We start from the raw sequence: 18,858 nt of genomic DNA on the forward strand, positions 1-18,858 counted from the left end.
CCGCCCGGCGGCCGGACGCGGCGGCTACTCCACCACCTGCCGCCCCTCCGGCTGTGCGCTGCACGAGGCCCGGAAGGTGCAGTGGGAGCAGTGCGTTCCGGTGGTGGGCGTGAAGCGTTCGTCCAGGACCTTTCCGGCGGCGGTGGCGAGCAGGTCGGAGACCCACTCCCCCGCCGGCGGTTCCTGCGCCTGGACCTTGGGGAAGGCGTCGCCGCCCTCCTTCTTGGGGGCGGGCTGCCGGAGCTGGACCAGTTCGGCGCCGCCCGGTTCGGGACGCCGGCCGTCGAAGACCTCGTCGACCGCGCCCTCGCGGACGGCGAGCTGGTAGACGGCGAGCTGGGGGTGGGCGGCGACCTCGTCCTTGGTGGGGGTGCCCTTACCGGTCTTGAAGTCGACGACGTACGCCCGGCCCTCGGCGTCCTCCTCCACCCGGTCCATGGAGCCCCGGATGCGGACGGCGTACTCGCCGGCCTCCAGCGTCACGTCGAAGTCGTGCTCGCTCGCGGTGGGGGTCCGGCCGCCCCGGTCCAGGACGTGCCAGTGCAGGAAGCGCTCCAGGGCGGCGCGGGCCTGGTCCTTCTCCTGTTCGGACTTCCAGGGGGCGTCGAAGGCGAGGCCGTTCCACACGGAGTCCAGGCGCTCCATCAGGATGTCGAGGTCGGCGGGGGTCCGGCCGGAGGCGACCTCGTCGGCGAGTACGTGGACGACGTTGCCGAACCCCTGGGCGGCGGTGGCCGGGGCGTCGGCCTTCACCTCGCGGCCCAGGAACCACTGGAGGGCGCAGGTGTTGGCGAGTTGGTCCAGGGCGGAGCCGGAGAGGGTGACGGGCTGGTCGCGGTCGCGCAGCGGGACGGCGGAGCGGGTCGGCTCCTCCAGCCCCCACCAGCGGTACGGGTGGGCCGCGGGCACCAGCGGCTGCCCCTCGTCGTCGGTGAGCGCGGCGAGCCGGGCGAGGCGGTGGGCGGCGGCCTCGCGCAGCGCGTCGGACGCGGTCGGGTCGACGGTGGTGGCGCGCAGTTCGGCGACGAGCGCGGCGACGGCGAGGGGGCGGCGCGGGCGGCCGGTGACGTCGCGGGGTTCGACGCCCAGCTCGGTGAGGAAGCGGGAGGGCTGGTCACCGTCGTCGGCGGGGGCCTTCACGGCGGTGACGACGAGGCGCTCCCGGGCGCGGGTGGCGGCCACGTAGAAGAGGCGGCGCTCCTCGGCGAGGAGGGCGCCGGGCGTGAGGGGTTCGGCGAGCCCGTCGCGGCCGATCCGGTCCGCCTCCAGGAGGGAGCCCCGGCGGCGCAGATCGGGCCAGACGCCCTCCTGGACCCCGGCGACGACGACGAGCCGCCACTCCAGGCCCTTGGAGCGGTGGGCGGTCATCAGGCGTACGGCGTCGGGGCGGGCGGTCCGCCGGGAGAGGGTGTCGGCGGCGATGTCCTGGGCGTCGACCTCTTCCAGGAAGTTGAGGGCCCCGCGCCCGCCGGTGCGCTCCTCGGCGCGGGCGGCCGTGTCGAACAGGGCGCACACCGCGTCGAGGTCGCGGTCGGCGTTGCGGCCGCCCGCCCCGCCGCGCAGCGCGGCCCGCTCCAGCCTGCCGGGCCAGGGCGTGCCGTTCCACAGGGTCCACAGGGCCTCCTCGGCGGTGCCGCCGCCTTCGAGAAGCTCGCGGGCCTTGCGCAGGAGTGCGCCGAGGCGTTGCGCGCCGTGGGCGTACGCCGGGTCGTGCGTGACGAGGCGTTCGGGCTCGGCGAGAGCGCGGGCCAGCAGCTCGTCGGAGGGGGCGGGGACCCGGATCCCGGCGGCCCGCTCCTCGTCGCGCAGGGCGCGGCCGAGACGGCGCAGGTCGGCGGCGTCCATGGAGCCGAGCGGGGAGGTGAGGAGGGTGAGGGCGGTCTCGGTGTCGAGCCAGGAGGGCGTCTCGACGTCGTCCGGGTCCCCCTCGGGACGGCCTCGCAGCGCTGCCGTCGCCACCGCCCGCAGGGCCGTCAGCAGCGGGGCGACGGCCGGTTCGTGGCGCAGCGGCAGGTCGTCGCCGTCGACCTCCAGGGGAACGCCGGCGGAGATGAGGGCGCGCCGGACGGCGGGCAGCGAGCGGCCTCCGGCCCGTACCAGCACGGCCATCTCCTGCCACGGCACCCCGTCCTCCAGATGGGCGCGGCGCAGCAGGTCCGCGATGTTCTCCAGCTCCGTGGACGCGGTCGGGTAGGTGTACGCCTCGACGCGGCCACCGTCCCGGACGGCGTGCGGTTCGCGGTGGGCGCGGACCGTGTCGGCGGGCAGCCGGGTCAGCGGCATCCGGCGGGTGAGCAGCCGGGTCGCCGCCAGCAGTCCGGCCCCGGAGCGGCGGGACGTGGTGAGGACGCCCACGGGGGCCGGGGTCCCGTCCGCCCGGCGGAAGGTGTCCGGGAAGTCGAGGATGCCGTTCACGTCGGCGCCCCGGAAGGTGTAGATCGACTGGTCCGGGTCGCCGAAGGCGATCAGCGTCCGCCCGGCGCGCGCTCCCGCGCCACGCGCCCTTCCTGCCGGCCGGGCGTCCTCCGGCGCGCGCCCCCGGTTCCCCGCCAGCGCGTGCAGCAGGCGCACCTGGGCGGGGTCGGTGTCCTGGTACTCGTCGACGTACACCGCGTCGTACCGGCCGGCCAGCTCCGCCGCCACCTCGGGGCGCTCGGCGAGCAGGACGGCGCGGTGCACCAGCTCGGCGTAGTCCAGGACGCCCTGGGCGTCGAGGATGTCGAGGTACTCGGCGAGGAACTGGGCCGCCGCCGTCCAGTCCGGGCGGCCGGTGCGGCGGGCGAAGTCGGCCAGCGCGTCCGGGCCGAGGCCCAGCTCACGGCTGCGGGCCAGCACGGCGCGCACCTCGTCGGCGAAGCCGCGGGTGGTCAGGCAGGCGCGCAGCTCGTCCGGCCAGCGGACCTGGGCCAGGCCCTCCTTCTCCAGGTCGAGCTGGCCCGCGAGCAGTTCGCGGACGGTGACGTCCTGCTCGGGCCCGGACAGCAGGCGCAGCGGATCGGCGAACAGGTCGGCGTCCTGGTGGGCCCGGACCAGGGCGTAGCAGTACGAGTGGAACGTGGTGGCCTGCGGGCCCCGGGCCGCCCCGAGCCGGGCCGCCATCCGGTCGCGCAGTTCGACGGCGGCCTTGCGGCTGAAGGTGAGGACGAGGATGCGGGCGGGGTCGCCGCCCCGGTTCACCCGGGCGGCGACGGATTCGACGAGGGTGGTGGTCTTGCCGGTGCCCGGCCCGGCGAGGACCAGCAGCGGGCCGCCGGGGTGATCAACCACCGCGCGCTGGCCTGCGTCCAGGAGGGGGGGATCCACGGAACCCGGCGGAGTGCGCACCAGTCGGTACGCGCCCGTGGTCCGCGGCCGTGACTCACGGCGCGGACTGTGCCGGGTGGAGGAGGAACTCACGTGGATCGCCGGTCCTGGTGGGTGTACAGGTGATGAGGAACAGGTTCGAGGCAGTCGGGACAGCCCGAGGAGAGAGGGGCGGAGCGTGCCGCGCGAAGACGACGCTACGCCAGCGGCGGCGCGGGAGGCAGCGGCTGCGCTGCGTCCCTCGTCACGTGCGCGGCCGCGTCGGGCCGCTCCTGCCGGGGGCACATGGCGGAAGCTGTCAGGTGTGAGCTTCCTCGCCCGGACCGCCCCTGCCTCCCGCACCGCCGTCGTCTCCCGCGCCGCCGCCGTCCCAGCGGGCGCGCCGCATGTCGATGCGCGGGATGTGCCCCTCCGTCAGGCGGGACGCCTCGCGCAGCGGGGTGGCCTCCGCGCGGTAGTGCTCCAGCGCCCGCAGCTCGTGGGCGGGGAGCAGCGTCCCGTCGGCGCGGACGACGCGCCACCACGGCACGGCCGACCCGTACAGCGCCATGACCCGGCCGACCTGGCGGGGCCCTCCCTCGCCCAGCCACTCCGCGATGTCTCCGTACGTCATCACCCGGCCGGGCGGGATCAGCTCGGCCACGTCGAGGACCCGCTCCGCGTACTCCGGCAGCTCCGGGTAGTCCGGCGGTCCGGCACCGGGCGGGGCGACGCCGGAGCCGCCCCCGTCCGTCTGGTCCTGGCTCATCCGCACCATCCTGCCGTACGCCACCGACAGCCCGGCCGAAACGGTGTCCGTCCGGGCACGCAGCGTGCACGCGGGGGCGAAGCAGCGTATGTTGCGCTTCCCGCGCCCGTGCAATGCACCCTGATGCCCCCCTCTGTCTACGGGCCGTGCCACCATCATGCGGGCGGTGACCGGTGATACGAGAACACGAAGACGAACCAGAGGCGACGAAGGAGCAGGGCGTGCAGCCACCGAAGGCGGCGGACGCCTCCGATGCCGGAGAGCGCCCGCAGGGTGCTCCCGAGTCCTCCCCGTCACCCGGTGCCCCCGGTGCCGCCGCCGGTCCGCCCCGCGCCGACGGCCCCACGGCATCCACCACCGGACATCTGGCCGGCTCGACGCTGGCCTCCGCCGAGGCCGCGCTGACCGACCGCGTCTCCGGGGACGAACCGCTGCTCCCCGCCCGGGTGCACCGCCCCTCCGACCTGATGCGGCTGCTCATCGGCATCGCCGCGATCGGTGTGCTGTTCGCGATCGCCGCGTTCGCCCAGGGCACCACCACCGGTCTTGAGGACGACATCTCCAAGGGCACCGAGCAGGCGCCCGATCTGCTGATCAAGCTCGCCGGTCTGGTGTCCAGCATCGCCGTGCTGCTGGTGCCGGTCGCCTTCGCCATCGAACGCCTCGTCAAACGCGACGGGTTGCGCATCGCGGACGGGGTGCTCGCCGCCGTGCTCGCCCACGGGGTCACGCTCGCCACCGACCTCTGGGTCTCGCGGACCGCGCCCGGCACCATCCAGGACGCGCTGACCCAGCCGCAGACGGCGGGCGGTCTGACCGACCCGGTGCACGGCTATCTCGCGCCGGTCATCGCGTACATGACGGCGGTCGGGATGGCCCGGCGGCCACGCTGGCGCGTGGTGCTGTGGGTGGTGCTGCTGCTCGACGCGTTCGCGATGCTGGTCGGCGGGTACACCACCCCGTTCTCGATCATCCTCACCGTGCTGATCGGCTGGACGGTGGCGTACGGCACGCTGTACGCGGTCGGCTCGCCGAACGTCCGCCCCACCGGCCAGCACCTGATGGCGGGTCTGCGGCACGTGGGATTCCGCCCGGTCGCGGCGATGCGCACCGAGGACACCCCGGACAAGGACAACGCCGACCAGGGCGACCGGGGGCGGCGCTATCTGGTCACGCTGGAGGACGGGCCGCCGCTGGACGTCACCGTCGTCGACCGGGAGCAGCAGGCCCAGGGGTTCTTCTACCGGGCCTGGCGGCGGATCACGCTGCGGACGCTCACCCAGCGGCGCTCGATCCAGTCGTTGCGGCAGGCGCTGGAGCAGGAGGCGCTGCTCGCGTACGCGGCCATCGCCGCCGGGGCGAACGCGCCCAAGCTGATCGCCACCTCGGAGCTGGGCCCGGACGCGGTGATGCTGGTCTACGAGCACATCGGCGGCCGGTCGCTGGACCAGATGGAGGACGAGGAGATCACCGACGCGCTGGTGTGCAGCGCCTGGCGTCAGGTGAAGGCCCTCCAGTCGCGGCGGATCGCGCACCGCAGGCTGACCGGCGACGCGCTCCTGGTGGATCGTTCCGGCAGGGCGTTCGTGACGGATCTGCGCGGCGGCGAGATCGCGGCGGGCGATCTGGTGCTGCGGATGGACGTGGCCCAGCTGCTGACCACGCTGGGGCTGCGCGTGGGGGCCGAGCGGTCGGTCGCCGGGGCGCTGGCCGTGCTCGGCCCGGACGCGGTGGCGGACTGTCTGCCGCTGCTCCAGCCGATCGCGCTGAGCCGCTCCACACGGGCGACGCTGCGCCGGATCGCCCGCGAGCGTTCGCAGCGCGAGCGGGAGGCGGTGGTGCAGGCCTCGCAGGCGACCAAGCAGGCGAGGGCGGAGCAGGAGAGCACCGAGCCGGCGGCGGGCAGCCCGGCGGCCGGGTCCCCGGCCGGGTCCGTGCCCGCGTCCAAGGCCGCGTCCAAGGCGGAGTCCAAGGCCGAGCGCCGATCGCTGCGCACCGAGAAGCAGGCCGAGAAGCGCGCCATCGACGATGCGCTGGAGGAGGCCCGCGAGGAGGATCTGCTCGCCCAGATCCGCCGTCAGGTGCTGCTGATCCGCCCGCAGGCCCCGGTCGAACCGGTCCGCCTGGAGCGGATCAAGCCGCGCACCCTGTTCAGCTTCATCGCCGGGGCCATCGCCGCGTACTTCCTGATCTCGCAGGTCACCCAGGCCGACTTCGGGACGGTCGTGGAGCAGGCGGAGTGGGGGTGGGTCGCGGCGGCCCTCGGTTTCTCTGCGCTGAGCTATGTGGCGGCGGCGATGAGTCTGCTGGGCTTCGTGCCCGAGCGGGTGTCGTTCCTGAAGACCGTGCAGGCGCAGGTGGCCGGCTCGTTCGTGAAGATCGTGGCGCCCGCGGCGGTCGGCGGAGTGGCGCTGAACACCCGCTTCCTCCAGCGCGCCGGGGTACGCCCCGGTCTCGCGGTGGCGAGCGTCGGGGCGTCGCAGCTCTTCGGGCTCGGCGCCCACATCATGCTGCTGGCGCTGTTCGGCTATCTCACGGGTACGGAGAAGACACCGGACTCGCTGACCCCGTCTCGGACGGTGATCGCGGGTCTGCTGACGGTCGCGGTGCTGGTGCTGGTGGTGACGGCGATCCCGTTCCTGCGGAAGTTCGTGGTGACCCGGGTGCGCTCGCTGTTCGCCGGGGTCGTGCCGCGCATGCTGGACGTGGTGCAGCGGCCGCAGAAGCTGCTCACCGGCATCGGCGGCATGCTGCTGCTGACCGGCCTGTTCGTGCTCTGCCTGGACGCCTCGATCCGCGCGTTCAGCGGCCCGGACGTCCCCCAGCTGAGCTACGCGAGCATCGCGGTGGTCTTCCTCGCCGGGAACGCGCTCGGCTCGGCCGCCCCGACGCCGGGCGGTATGGGCGCGGTCGAGGGGGCCCTGACGCTGGGCCTGATCGCGGTCGGGCTGCCCAAGGAGGTCGCGGCGCCCGCGGTGCTGCTGTACCGCGTGATGACACTGTGGCTGCCGGTGCTGCCGGGGTGGATCGCCTTCAACCAGCTGACCCGCAAGGGCGAGCTGTGATCGGCGAGGGCGGGCGGTGATCCGGCCGGGCGGGCGAGGGGCGGTAGCGGCCCGGCCGCCGTTCACCGGTCGCGGCCCGGCACCGTCCCACCGGTAACGGCCCGGCCGCCGTCCACCGGTCGCGGCCCCACCACCACCCGCATGGACCGCGCCCGGCCGCGCGTACCGACGGCCCGCCGCACGATGGGGGCATGAGGACTTCCCCCGCTCTGCGTGCCGCCGCCCTCGCCGCCACCGCCACCGTGCTGCTGCCGCTGGCGGCCTGTTCGGACGACGGCGACGGGGACGGGTCCTCGACGCCGACCGGGGCCTCCACCGCCTCGCCGACCGCCACCGCCGACGACCTGACCTCGCAGAAGCTGGAATGGTCCCCCTGTCCGCCGCCGAACACGGCCCAGGGCGGCGGCGAGTCACCGTCCCCGCTGCCCGGCGGCGTGGTGTGGGAGTGCTCCTTCATGGACGTACCCCTCGATTACGCGAAGCCGGACGGCCGCACGATCGAACTGGCGCTGGTGCGGGCCAAGGCCAAGGACCAGCAGCGGCGGATCGGCTCGCTGGTGTTCAACTTCGGCGGGCCCGGCGCGTCCGGCGTCGCGACCCTGCCGGCGTTCGGCACCGAGTACGACAGGCTCCGCACCCGGTACGACCTGGTGAGCTTCGACCCGCGCGGGGTGGGCCGCAGCGAGGGCGTCCAGTGCGCGGACGACGCCCAGCTGGACGCCTTCTACCAGGAGGACTCCACCCCGGACGACGCGGCCGAGGAGAAGCAGTTCGTGCAGGGGCAGAAGGACTACATCGCCGACTGCGAGGAGAACTCCGGCCCCGAACTCCCCTTCGTGGGCACGACGAACGCCGCCCGGGACATGGACCTGCTGCGGACGGTGCTGGGCGACGACCAACTGCACTACTTCGGGATCTCGTACGGCACCGAACTGGGCGGTGTGTACGCCCACCTCTTCCCGGACAAGGTCGGCCGGGCGGTCTTCGACGCGGTGGTCGACCCCACGAAGAACGCCGAGCAGTCCTCCCTCGGCCAGGCCGAGGGGTTCCAGCTCGCCCTGGACAACTTCACGAAGGACTGCGCGGAGCGCGACGACTGCGCCCTGCCCGGGGCCACCCCGCAGGAGGTCGAGCAGGGCATCGCCGATCTCCTGGGCGAGCTGGAGGAGGAGCCCGTCGACGGGCTCGGCGACCGGACGCTGACCCAGACACTGGCCACCACCGGCATCGCGTCCGCCCTCTACTCCCAGGAGACCTGGCCCCTGCTGGAACAGGGCCTCGACGAGGCGGGCGGCGGGAACGGCGGGCTGCTGCTCGCCCTGGCCGACTCCCTCAACGGCCGCTCGGAGGACGGGCGGTACGACAACTCCAACGCCGCCAACATCGCCATCAACTGCGCCGACTCCAAGCAGCGGTTCACCCTGGAGCAGACGAAGGCGGCGCTTCCCGCGTTCCGCGAGGCGTCCCCGCTGTTCGGCGAATACCTGGGCTGGGGGCTGATGAGCTGCACCGGCTGGCCAGTGGCGGGCGCCTGGGAGACCCCGGACGTCAGCGCCCCCGGGGCGGCGCCGATCCTGGTCATCGGCAACACCGGTGACCCGGCCACCCCGTACGCGGGGGCGAAGGCGATGGTGGAGAAGCTGGGCAAGGGCGTCGGCGTGGAGCTGACGTACAAGGGCGAGGGGCACGGGGCGTACAACAGCAAGGACGCGTGTGTGCAACGGGCGGTGGACGGCTACCTGTTGAACGGGCGGGTCCCGAAGTCCGGCACGGTCTGCGGCTGATTCCCTACCCTTCTCCCCGACTCCCTTGCGACACAGGGTGGTTAGCATGACCGCACATCCCCCGAGCAAGGGAATCCGGTTCATGCGCACGCACCGCGGCACCCGACGAGCCACCGCACGGACGGGCACCGCCCTTCTCACGGCCGTACTGCTCTCCGGGTGCGGACTGTCGAGCGGCGAGCCGGAGCCCTCCGGGACCGCGGACAGCCGTCCCGCCGACGTCTCCGCGCCGCCCGCCCCCTCCGCCGCCCAGAACTCACCCACGACTCCGCGGCTCCCCTCCGCGCTCACCTCCCAGCGTCTCGACTGGAAGCGCTGCACGGCCCCGCGCGGTGGCAACGCCCCTGATTCGTCTTGGCGTTGCGCGAACGTCGACGTACCACTGGACTACGCGGAACCGGCCGGAAAGACGCTTTCCGTCGCGTTGATCCGCAAGGAGGCCCGCGACCGGGGGCGGCGCATCGGCTCGCTGCTGTTCAACTTCGGCGGCCCGGGCGGATCCGGCGTCGCCACCCTCCCGCGCGCCGCCGGGCAGTACGAGAAGCTCAACTCCCGCTACGACCTGGTGAGTTTCGATCCGCGCGGGGTCGCCGCCAGCTCCGGGGTGCGCTGCCGTCTCGACCAGGAGCAGGAGAACGCCCACCGGACCGTCGACCTGACCCCCGACACGGCGGCGGAGGAGGACGCGTTCTTCGCGGACGCGGCGGACTTCGGCGCGGGCTGCGAGCGCCGCTCGGGCGAGGTCCTGCCGCACGTCGGTACGTCGAACGCCGCCCGCGACCTGGACCTGATCCGCCAGGTCCTGGGCGACGACAAGCTGTCCTACCTCGGCTTCTCGTACGGTACGGAGCTGGGCGGGACGTACGCGCACCTCTTCCCGCACCACGTGGGGCGCACCGTGCTGGACGCGGTCGTCGACCCGACGGCCGACGCCGTCGGGCACGCCCGCAACCAGACCAGGGGCTTCCAGCGCGCCCTGGAGAACTACCTGAAGGACCGCGGCCAGGACCCGCGTACGGGCTCCGAGCGCATCGCCCGGCTGCTGGCCCGGATCGACCGGAGCCCCCTGCCGACCGGCTCGGGCCGGGAGCTGACCGAGTCGCTCGCCATCACCGGCATCGTCACCCCGCTGTACTCCGAGTCGTCCTGGCCCGAGCTGACGGCCGCGCTCGACGAGGCGGAGAACAACGGCACGGGCGACGAACTGCTCCGGCTCGCCGACGCGTACAACGGCCGTGACGCGCAGGGCCGTTACGACACCCAGAGCCACTCCCAGCGGGCGATCTCCTGCGCGGACTCGGCGTCCCGCCCGACCCTGGACGAGGCCCGTGCGCTGGTGCCGGAGTTCCGCCGGCTGTCACCGGTCTTCGGCCCGTTCCTGGCCTGGGACACCGCGGGCTGGTGTGCGCTGTGGCCGGTCGACGGGGAGCACGAGACACCCCGGACCAGTGCGCCGGGCGCGGGCCCGATCCTGGTCGTCGGGACCACGGGCGACCCGGCGACCCCGTACGAGGGGGCGCGGCGGATGGCGGACGAGCTGGGCGAGGGCGTCGGCGTGCTGGTCACCAACGAGGGCGAGGGGCACGGGGCGTACGGCTCCAACGCGTGCGTGACGTCGACGATCGACGACTACTTCCTGGACGGGAAGGTCCCGGCGGACGGGAAGACCTGCGGATAGCGTGCGGCGCGGAGAGACGGAGAGGGGCCGGTCCGCACTGCGCGGACCGGCCCCTCGAACGTCATGCGGGTACTAGTAGACCGGCTTCGCGGGCTCGATCTGGTTGACCCAGCCGATCACGCCGCCGCCCACGTGCACCGCGTCGGCGAAGCCCGCGGACTTGAGGACCGCGAGGACCTCGGCGCTGCGGACACCCGTCTTGCAGTTCAGGACGATGCGCCTGTCCTGCGGGAGGTCCTGGAGGGCGTTGCCCATGAGGAACTCGTTCTTCGGGATCAGCCGGGAGCCGGGGATCGCGACGATCTCGTACTCGTTCGGCTCGCGGACGTCGATGATCTCGATCTTCTCGTCGCCGTCGATCCACTCCTTGAGCTGCTTGGGAGTGATCGTGGAACCGGCCGCCGCCTCCTGGGCCTCCTCGGACACGACGCCGCAGAAGGCCTCGTAGTCGATGAGCTCGGTGACGGTGGGGTTCTCGCCGCAGACCGCGCAGTCGGGGTCCTTGCGGACCTTGACCTGGCGGTACTGCATCTCCAGGGCGTCGTAGATCATCAGCCGGCCGACCAGCGGGTCACCGATGCCGGCGAGCAGCTTGATGGCCTCGTTGACCTGGATGGAGCCGATGGACGCGCAGAGCACGCCCAGCACGCCGCCCTCGGCGCAGGAGGGGACCATGCCCGGCGGCGGGGGCTCCGGGTAGAGGCAGCGGTAGCAGGGGCCGTGCTCGGCCCAGAACACGGAGGCCTGGCCGTCGAAACGGTAGATCGAGCCCCACACGTACGGCTTGTTCAGCAGCACCGCGGCGTCGTTGACGAGATAGCGGGTGGCGAAGTTGTCCGTGCCGTCCACGATCAGGTCGTACTGCGCGAAGATCTCCAGCACGTTGTCGGCCTCGAGCCGCGTCTCGTGGAGGATGACGTTCACGTACGGGTTGATGCCGAGCACCGAGTCCTTGGCCGACTGCGCCTTGGAGCGGCCGATGTCGGACTGGCTGTGGATGATCTGGCGCTGCAGGTTCGACTCGTCGACCTCGTCGAACTCGATGATGCCGAGCGTGCCGACACCGGCCGCGGCCAGGTACATCAGGGCCGGCGAGCCGAGGCCGCCGGCGCCGACACACAGCACCTTGGCGTTCTTCAGGCGCTTCTGTCCGTCCATCCCGACATCCGGGATGATCAGGTGGCGGGAGTACCTGCGGACCTCGTCGACGGTGAGCTCAGCAGCTGGCTCGACCAGGGGTGGCAGCGACACAGGAACCTCAACAATGCAGGTGGTCGGATTCTACGTAGACCGGCTTCTTACGGTCGACTACGTACGGTTGTTCTCCTCGTAACACTGCCACGCCCCTCCTCATTCCGAGATACCTGGTCCGATCCGCGAGACGATTTCGTCCCAGTAACTGGGCAGCGCCGCAAATGGATCACTTTGCGCCATTCGACCGTCCCGGCTGTCCGAGCCGTCGCGGTCGCTCCGGTGGCTCCGGTCGCTCCGGTCGCTCCGGTCGCTCCGGTCGGTGAAGAAGATCGTCCCGGCGCCCTGCCAGCGGGCGATCCGCATGGCCTCCTCCAGATGGGTGCGCGGGACCCCGTGGACGAAGTGGGCGAACCGCTCCGGCGGGTAGTCGGCCGTCCACTCGGCCACCTGGGACCAGCGGTAGTCGGTCCAGGGACCCTGGAAGGTGACCAGCTGGTCGGCGGCCTCCGCGTACCCGGGGTACGGGTGGCTGCCGTGGCCCAGCACCAGGCGGCCCCCGTCGTCCGCGCTGTCGCTCTCCGCCAGCAGGGCGTGCAGGGTGCCGGTGAGCCGCCGGACGGCGGGCAGGCGGTCGCGGTCGGCCGGGCAGCGGGCGAGGTAGAAGCCGCCGATGCGGTACCAGTCGATGAAGGACCGGGCGTCCGCGATCAGTTCGTCGAAGGGCCGCTCGCCGTGGGCCAGGTCGAGGTGGCCCAGCAGCCGGCCGCCGACGGCGCGGACGCTGTCGTTCGGGGCCGCCCCGTGCAGGGCGCGCTCGCGGGCGTTGCGCAGCCGGCCCGCCGCCTCCAGGCAGTGCGGGTCGGGCCGGGAGCCGGGGCCGTTCGCGATGTTGAGGACGGCCCAGTGCAGCGGGGTGCCGGGGCGGGCCAGCTCGGCCCATTCGGCGGGGGCGAGGAGCGGGTGGGCGTAACCGGGGACGCCGAAGCCGAGCTGTTCGCCGCCCGCGGTCCGGCGGGCGTCGGCGGGGGCGGTCAGATACGGCACGCCGCCTCCATCCAGATGTCCGCGAGGGACTCCTCCAGGTTGATGCGGGGCCGCCAGCCGAGGCGGTCCCGCGCGGTGCGGACGTCGGCCTGCTGCCAGGCGCCGCAGCCGTCCGGATACGGGGACGGGGTGGCGGAGAGGTGTTCCATGACGGACTCGGCGGAGGTGCGCGGGGCCCCGATGGGCAGCCGCTGCGGGGGTGAGTCCAGCTCGTGGAGCGCGCCCGCGTATCCGGCGACGCGGGCGAGTACGGCGGCGGTGTCCCGGAGCCGGACGGCGCGCCCCGTGCCGATGTTGACGACGCCCTGGGCGGCGGAGAGCGAGGCGGCGTGGACGGCCCGCGCCACATCCCGCACGTCGACGAAGTCCCGCTGCACACCGAGTCCGCTGAGCTTCAGCTCGCCGTCGCCCGCCTGCATGGCCCGGCGCATCGCCTCGGCGAGCCGGCCGAGCGGGGAGCCCGCCGGGGTGCCGGGGCCGACCGGCGAGAAGACCCGCAGGACCACCGCGTCGAGGCCGGAGCCGAGGACCAGCTCGGTGGCGGCGAGCTTGCTGACCCCGTACGGGCCGCCGGGGCGCGGGACCGCGTCCTCGGCCGTGGAGGAGCCGGGCTGCGAGGGCCCGTACTCCGAGGCACAGCCGACCTGGACGAGCCGGGCCCCGCAGCCGCTGCGGCGCAGCGCCTCGCAGACGGTGGCGACGGCGACGGTGTTGTGCCGGGTGAGGTCGCGGGCGTTGCCGCGGGTGGCGCCCGCGCAGTTGACGACGACCCCGGGGTGGACGGCGTCCAGGAAGCGGGTGAGGGCCCCGGGGCTGCCGCCCGCGAGGTCGAACCGGACGTCGGCGTCGTCGCCGCGCCCGAGGGCCGTGAGGTGAACGGCGGGGTCGGCGAGGAGACGGTCGGCGACGAAGCGGCCGAGGAATCCGTTGGCTCCGAGCAGCAGCACCCTCATCGCGCACCGCCTCGGTGCCGACGGCTCACTGCCGGTGCGGGGGATTGGGGGGTCATGGCGGGTTTCTCCTAGGTCAGTCAGTCGGTCGTACGGTGCCGGGACGGGCCCGCGGCGTCGGCTCCGCGGGAGTGGTGCGGGGTGGTACGTGAGTGGTACGTGGGCGGTGAGTCGGTGGTACGTGGGTGGTACGTCGGTGGGGCGGCCGGCCCTCGGGTCCGCCGGGCCCTCAGCTCCGGGTGTGGGCGGAGGCCCGGGAGAGCGCGAGGGCGGCGTGCAGCAGCAGTCCGAGCGCGGCCCCGCCGCAGGCGAGGGCGGACACGGCCCCTGTCCCGCCTGTCGAGACGAGGGCGTTCACAGGCTGGGCAAGGGGTTCGAGCCCGGGGAGCCGGGCGGCGAGGACGAGGGCGGGTGCACCGGCCTCCACGGCGCACGCACCGGCCAGCGCGACGGTGCCCGGCTCGGGCAGTCCGTGTGCGGCGAGCAGCCGGGCCACGAAGAACAGCACCCCCAGGGCGACTGCCGCCACGGGCACGCCTCCCCCGCCGAGGCCGAGGTCGGCCAGGTACAGCAGGGGCAGCAGCGCGCCGAGGAAGAGGCAGACGGCCGTCAGGAGCAGGGGGCGCACGCCCGCGCCGAACTCCTCCAGGGCGCGGCTGCCGGACAGTTTGCGGTGGGCGCGGACGGTGAAGAGGTGGGCGCACCAGGCTGCCGGGGCGATGGCGGCGGCGAGGCCGAGCAGCGGGGCGGGGCTGCCGCCCCACGGGCCGTCCGGGCCGCCGGTCATGACCTGGGCGAGCAGCTCCTCGCCGTACACGGTGTAGCTGAGGAGCCAGCAGGCGTACATCCCGGCGCGGCCCGCTCCTTCGGGGGCGCGCAGGGGACCGCGGCCCAGGCACGCCCGGAGCGCCAGGCAGGCGAGCAGCGCGCCGGCGACCGTGACGAGCGCCCGCACTCCGTCGCCGAGGAGGCCCTCGGTGACGCGGAGCACCCCGGCGGTCGCCAGGCAGGCGGCCCCGGGCAGCAGGGCGAGGAGCGTCCAGGCGGCCCGCGCCTCGGTGTCGGGACCGGGGCCCGGGGGGCTACCGGTGGCGGAATCGTGCGTCCTGGGCGGTATGCGGGCGTACAGCTCCTCGGCGAGGGCGAAGACGTCCCGGTGGCGGTAGCGGGCGGCGGTGCGGTCGGTGAGTCCGTGGGCCTCCAGACCGGCGGCGATCTCCAGCGGGTCCACGGCGCGTTCGCACAGGTCGCGGTGGTCGTGCAGCAGGGTCTTCACCGGGTCGGCCGGACCCCGCCGGGCGGTGGCGCCCGGCGCCCGGCGGGCCGGGGCGCGGAGCGGGATCTCCGCGGGGCGTTCCGGGGCGGCAGCGGGGGGCGTCGCCGGGTCGTCCGGACGGGTCATCGGGAGGTCTCCGTGGTCGTGAAGCGTCGAGTCGTGGAGCGTCGGGCCCTGAAGGGCCGAGGCGTGGTGGGCCGGGACATCGAGGGCCGAGGCGTCAAGGGCCGGGCGGTCACGCATCGCCGTCCCCCGCCGGGCCCGCCGCCACCGCGCAGAGGCTCTCGGGCTCCGGCTGCCGGGCGTGCTCCGGCTCGGGCTCGCCGGGCCGGTCCGGCAGCCGGGCTCCGGCCGGGGCGGCCCGACCGGGCACGTCCACGGAGCGCTCCGGGTCCTCCGGCGGCCGGAGGTGGGATGCGGGCTGGGTCCAGTGGCCGGGGAAGCGGGCCTCCGGTGGGGTGGCGAACGGCAGCGGGTCGCCGTGGGCGTCCACCGTGTCGGCCTCCCGGCGCACCGGGTTGTGCGACATCAGCTCCAGGTAGATGCCGCGAAATGCCGCGAGGTTCTGTTCGACGGTGAAGAGTTCGAGCGCGCGCGCCCGGGCGGCGGCGCCCAGCCGGGCCCGGCGCTCGGGGTCGCGCAGCAGCGCGACGCAGGCGTCCGCGAGCGCCTTGGGGTTGCGCGGGGGCACCACCAGACCGGTGCCGCCGATGACTTCGACGACCGCGCCCACGTCGGTGGAGACGGTGGCCCGGCCGCAGAACATGGCTTCGACGAGGCTGACCGGGAAGCCCTCGACGGTGCTGGAGAGGACGACCACGCCGCCCGCCCCGTACGCCTCGGCGAGACCGGGGATCTCGGGGCCGCCGATCTCCTCGAAGGTGACCGGGCCGCGGACCTCGGTGTGGGCGCCGGTGGCCTCGTCCGGGAAGAGCTGGGCGGCCAGGGCCGTGCAGTGCGCGAGGTAGGTGGCGGCCTCGTCGCCCTCCGCCGGGACGCCGAAGATCCGCAGCCGGGCGGTCGGCCGTGCGCGGCGGACCTCGGCGAAGGCGTGGAGGAGGGCCATCAGGTCCTTGGCGGGCTCGATCCGGCCGACCCAGACCAGCGTGTCGGGGCCGCCCGCCTCGGCGTTCCCGCCCGCCGGGCCGAGCCGTTCGGCGTCCTCGCCGACCGGGGCGAAGCGCTCGGCGACCATGCCCGGGTAGACCGTGCGCTGCTTGGCGGGATCGGCTCCGCAGCGCTGCTGCCAGCGGCGGACGTGGGTGTTGCCGGGGGTGACGAGCGCGGCCTGCCGGTAGATCTCGGTGGCGAGGCGGCCGTGGAACGCGGCGAGGAGGGCGCGCACGGGGGCTCCGTACGGGGTGCCGGACGCGGCGGCCAGGTAGTGCGCGCGCAGCGGGACGCCGTGCTCGGTGACCAGCAGCGGCACCCCGAAGAAGCGTTTGGCCAGGAGTCCCGGGAGGGCGGCCGCCCCGCCGGAGGCCGCATGGCAGAGGTCGACCGCGCCGAGGCTCTCCTGGTCGTACCAGTCGAGTGAGAGCGGGCGCAGCGCGCGTTCCAGCTCGGCGGCGAAGGCGAGGAGGTCGGGGACGCCGGCGCTCTGCACGGTCCGGCCGGTGCCGTGGGCGCGGGAGGCCGCCTCCAGGATCCGCACGGTGGTCTCGGAGCGCAGGGCGAGGTGGAGTCCGCCGCGCTCACGGGCCAGCTCGGCCAGCCCGTGGAGGCCGGTGGTGAAGAGCTCGGCGCCGGGGCCCGCGCCCGGTGCCGTACCGGCCGGGTCGGGGGTGCAGACCGCGGTGGCGAGGGCGGTGAAGTGCTCGGTGAAGCGCTTGCGTTCGCGCCGCCCGTAGGACTGCTCGCCGCCGGTCACCAGCCGCGCCAGCAGGCCGCGTTCGCCGCTGCCGTGCAGGGTGCCGTCCTCGGTGGTCCACAGCGGCGCGGTGCGCACCCGGCTGACCTGGTACGGCAGTTGGACCCAGCCCTGGGCCTCCTGGTGGGCGGAGCGGCTCAGCGCGAACAGGTCGAACTCGTGCTGCGGCAACCCGCGCACCAGTCGGTCGCACCAGAGTCTGGACTCACCGGTCGCATACGGATAGCCACCGTCGGTGAGCAGTCCGATCCGCACGAGTACACCCCCGATCTCCCTTGTGGGCGGCCGCCGTTGAACCGGCGACTCACAGCGGGACGACGTTATGCGGATACGCCGGTGGTGCGACGGACGGTTGTCCGTCGCACCACCGAAAGGGGTGAACCGTCGTAACTTTCCCGCACCGGTCGCGTTCCGTCGCGATACGGCGGTCGGTTGTCACGGAGGGTCAGGCCCGGGCCAACTCCTGATGGCCGGCCGAGGGGCCCTGAGGCATCAGCCCTTGGGGTGCACCCAGGGGTTGGGCTTGCACTTGATGCCTTCGAGTTCGAGCGTCTTGGTCTGCTGCTGCATGACCGGGGCCGGGGCGCCGGGCGTGCGGCAGTTCACGTGGTTGTAGCCGAGCCGGTGGCCGACCTCGTGGTTGATGAGCATCTGCCGGTAGGGCAGCAGCTTGTCCGGGCCGAAGGTGGCGGCGCCCTGGGCCCACCGATAGGCGTTGATCATGATGCGGTCGGTCGACGCGGAGTCGCAGGAGACGTTGTCGATCGTGGTGTCCAGACCGGACTTGGCACACCAGTCGCCGGTGGTCCCGGGGCTGGCGAGGGTGATCACGAAGTCCGGCTGACCCGACGAGATGCGCTCGAACGTCATCGCGCCGTTGTGCGCCCAGCTCCGGTCGTCGTTGAGCGTCTTCTGCACGGCTTCGGCGAACAGGCCGGCGTCGAGGCCGATCCCCTTCTCCACGTCGATGCGGTAGCGGTGCTTCTGCCCCTTGCCGGGGGCCTTGGCCAGACCGGGCACCGCCTCGAACTCCCCGCTCCCCCTGAGGTCGGCGGCGATCGGATACGGCTGCGCCATCCTGTCCGCGTACGAGAGGGGCTTGACCTCGGGCTTCGGCGCGGGCTGCTCCGGGGTCGGGCGGGCGTCGGAGCGGGAGGCCTCTTCGCCCGGGCCCTGCCGCTCCACCTCGCCGGCGCGCGCCTCCGCGGCGCGGTCACCGGAGTCCTCGGCGACCTGGCCGGCGACGACGACCGCGAGCACGGTGGTCACCGCGGCGGCGGCGATCCCGGTGAAGGTCCGCCCCCTGCCGCCCCGGGGCGCGGCCCGTTCGTCGGGCTCCGCCGCCTCGCCGTCGTCCGGGCCTTCGGGGCCGCCGGCCGACGGCGCGGACGTGGTCCCGGGGGCCTCGGCGTCGAAGGCCTCCAGGAACTCCTGGCGCGGGCCCGGCACCGGGGGTCCGGCGGGCTGCTGCTGTGCGGCCCGGCCGTCCGCGGCGCGCTGGGCCGCGCGCTGGGCGGAGACCTGGCGGGCCACGGCCTGCTGCCGGGCGGCGGCGTCCTGGGATCCGAGGGGCCCGGCGGACCCGCCGGGACGGCCGTCCGGGCCGGGGTACTGGTGGGGCGTCTGCGGATGCGGGGCGCCGTGGGGGGCGGGGACGCCGAGCCCCTGTCCGTAACGGGGCTGCGGGCCGGTGCTCCGGGTGCCGCCCCAGCCGCCGCCCCCCTCGCGCTGTTCGGGGTGGCCGCCGCGCACCTGCGGGGCGTCGGGCGGGAGCGGGCCCTGCCCGTCACCGGTCAGCGGGGAGAACAGGTTTTGCCCGTCCGCGGTCCGCCTGCGGCGGCCGGTGCCGGACGCGGGACGCGCCGCGGCGCGCTCACCGCCCGGCTCCGCAGCTGTCACGTCCGGGCGGATCGCCCCGGAGCCCTTTCGACTGTGTCGTCCCACGC

The 18,858-nt window shown here is 74.3% G+C and carries 11 protein-coding genes; 3 read left to right on the forward strand and 8 right to left on the reverse strand.

Annotation, left to right across the window (positions count from 1 at the left end; translation table 11 throughout):
* Positions 1–24: 24 nt before the first annotated feature.
* Together IE145_RS00435 and IE145_RS00440 are read right to left on the reverse strand one after the other, a co-directional pair.
* Positions 25–3,396, reverse strand: a complete 3,372-nt coding sequence (locus IE145_RS00435) for an ATP-dependent helicase (protein WP_189517737.1) — start codon at positions 3,394–3,396, stop codon at positions 25–27.
* A gap of 205 nt (positions 3,397–3,601) precedes the next feature.
* Positions 3,602–4,051, reverse strand: a complete 450-nt coding sequence (locus IE145_RS00440; protein WP_189517740.1) for an MGMT family protein — start codon at positions 4,049–4,051, stop codon at positions 3,602–3,604.
* Positions 4,052–4,272: 221 nt separating this feature from the next.
* On the opposite strand from IE145_RS00440, the gene IE145_RS00445 reads away from it, so the two are divergent.
* The 3 genes from IE145_RS00445 (at position 4,273) to IE145_RS00455 (ending at position 10,578) form a co-directional block, all read left to right on the forward strand.
* The gene (locus IE145_RS00445; RefSeq protein ID WP_189517742.1) at positions 4,273–7,116 is read left to right on the forward strand and encodes a lysylphosphatidylglycerol synthase transmembrane domain-containing protein; all 2,844 of its coding nucleotides are present in this window, start codon (positions 4,273–4,275) and stop codon (positions 7,114–7,116) included.
* Between the two features lie 191 nt (positions 7,117–7,307).
* Entirely contained in the window at positions 7,308–8,900 is a 1,593-nt protein-coding gene (locus IE145_RS00450) for an alpha/beta hydrolase (protein ID WP_189517744.1), read from the forward strand.
* Between the two features lie 82 nt (positions 8,901–8,982).
* The gene (locus IE145_RS00455) at positions 8,983–10,578 is read left to right on the forward strand and encodes an alpha/beta hydrolase (RefSeq protein WP_189518549.1); all 1,596 of its coding nucleotides are present in this window, start codon (positions 8,983–8,985) and stop codon (positions 10,576–10,578) included.
* 72 nt (positions 10,579–10,650) lie between these two features.
* Here the strand turns inward: IE145_RS00455 and moeZ are convergent, their stop codons facing one another.
* The 6 genes from moeZ to IE145_RS00485 form a co-directional block, all read right to left on the reverse strand.
* The gene (gene moeZ, locus IE145_RS00460) at positions 10,651–11,829 is read right to left on the reverse strand and encodes an adenylyltransferase/sulfurtransferase MoeZ (RefSeq protein ID WP_189517746.1); all 1,179 of its coding nucleotides are present in this window, start codon (positions 11,827–11,829) and stop codon (positions 10,651–10,653) included.
* A gap of 99 nt (positions 11,830–11,928) precedes the next feature.
* A complete protein-coding gene (locus IE145_RS00465) occupies positions 11,929–12,816 on the reverse strand; it encodes a spherulation-specific family 4 protein (protein WP_189517748.1) in 888 nt (295 codons plus the stop codon).
* Positions 12,804–13,769, reverse strand: coding sequence for an NAD-dependent epimerase/dehydratase family protein (locus tag IE145_RS00470; RefSeq protein ID WP_189517751.1), 966 nt, complete (start codon positions 13,767–13,769; stop codon positions 12,804–12,806). Before IE145_RS00470 ends, IE145_RS00465 begins: the two co-directional genes overlap by 13 nt.
* A 226-nt stretch (positions 13,770–13,995) precedes the next feature.
* Complete coding sequence (locus IE145_RS00475) at positions 13,996–15,285, reverse strand: hypothetical protein (RefSeq protein WP_373296553.1); 1,290 nt, start codon at positions 15,283–15,285, stop codon at positions 13,996–13,998.
* Complete coding sequence (locus IE145_RS00480) at positions 15,278–17,167, reverse strand: DUF3492 domain-containing protein (protein WP_189517753.1); 1,890 nt, start codon at positions 17,165–17,167, stop codon at positions 15,278–15,280. Before IE145_RS00480 ends, IE145_RS00475 begins: the two co-directional genes overlap by 8 nt.
* Before the next feature lie 237 nt (positions 17,168–17,404).
* Entirely contained in the window at positions 17,405–18,856 is a 1,452-nt protein-coding gene (locus IE145_RS00485) for a DUF3152 domain-containing protein (protein WP_189517755.1), read from the reverse strand.
* Positions 18,857–18,858: the final 2 nt, after the last annotated feature.

The sequence above is a fragment of the Streptomyces sindenensis genome (assembly GCF_014649035.1).
Lineage (GTDB): Bacteria > Actinomycetota > Actinomycetes > Streptomycetales > Streptomycetaceae > Streptomyces > Streptomyces sindenensis.

Coding starts and splice junctions, on each gene's coding strand:
- IE145_RS00475 (WP_373296553.1), bottom strand. CDS start 15,285: ATGCGTGACCGCCCGGCCCTTGACGCCTCGGCCCTCGATGTCCCGGCC.
- IE145_RS00440 (WP_189517740.1), bottom strand. CDS start 4,051: ATGAGCCAGGACCAGACGGACGGGGGCGGCTCCGGCGTCGCCCCGCCC.
- IE145_RS00470 (WP_189517751.1), bottom strand. CDS start 13,769: ATGAGGGTGCTGCTGCTCGGAGCCAACGGATTCCTCGGCCGCTTCGTC.
- IE145_RS00450 (WP_189517744.1), top strand. CDS start 7,308: ATGAGGACTTCCCCCGCTCTGCGTGCCGCCGCCCTCGCCGCCACCGCC.
- IE145_RS00455 (WP_189518549.1), top strand. CDS start 8,983: ATGCGCACGCACCGCGGCACCCGACGAGCCACCGCACGGACGGGCACC.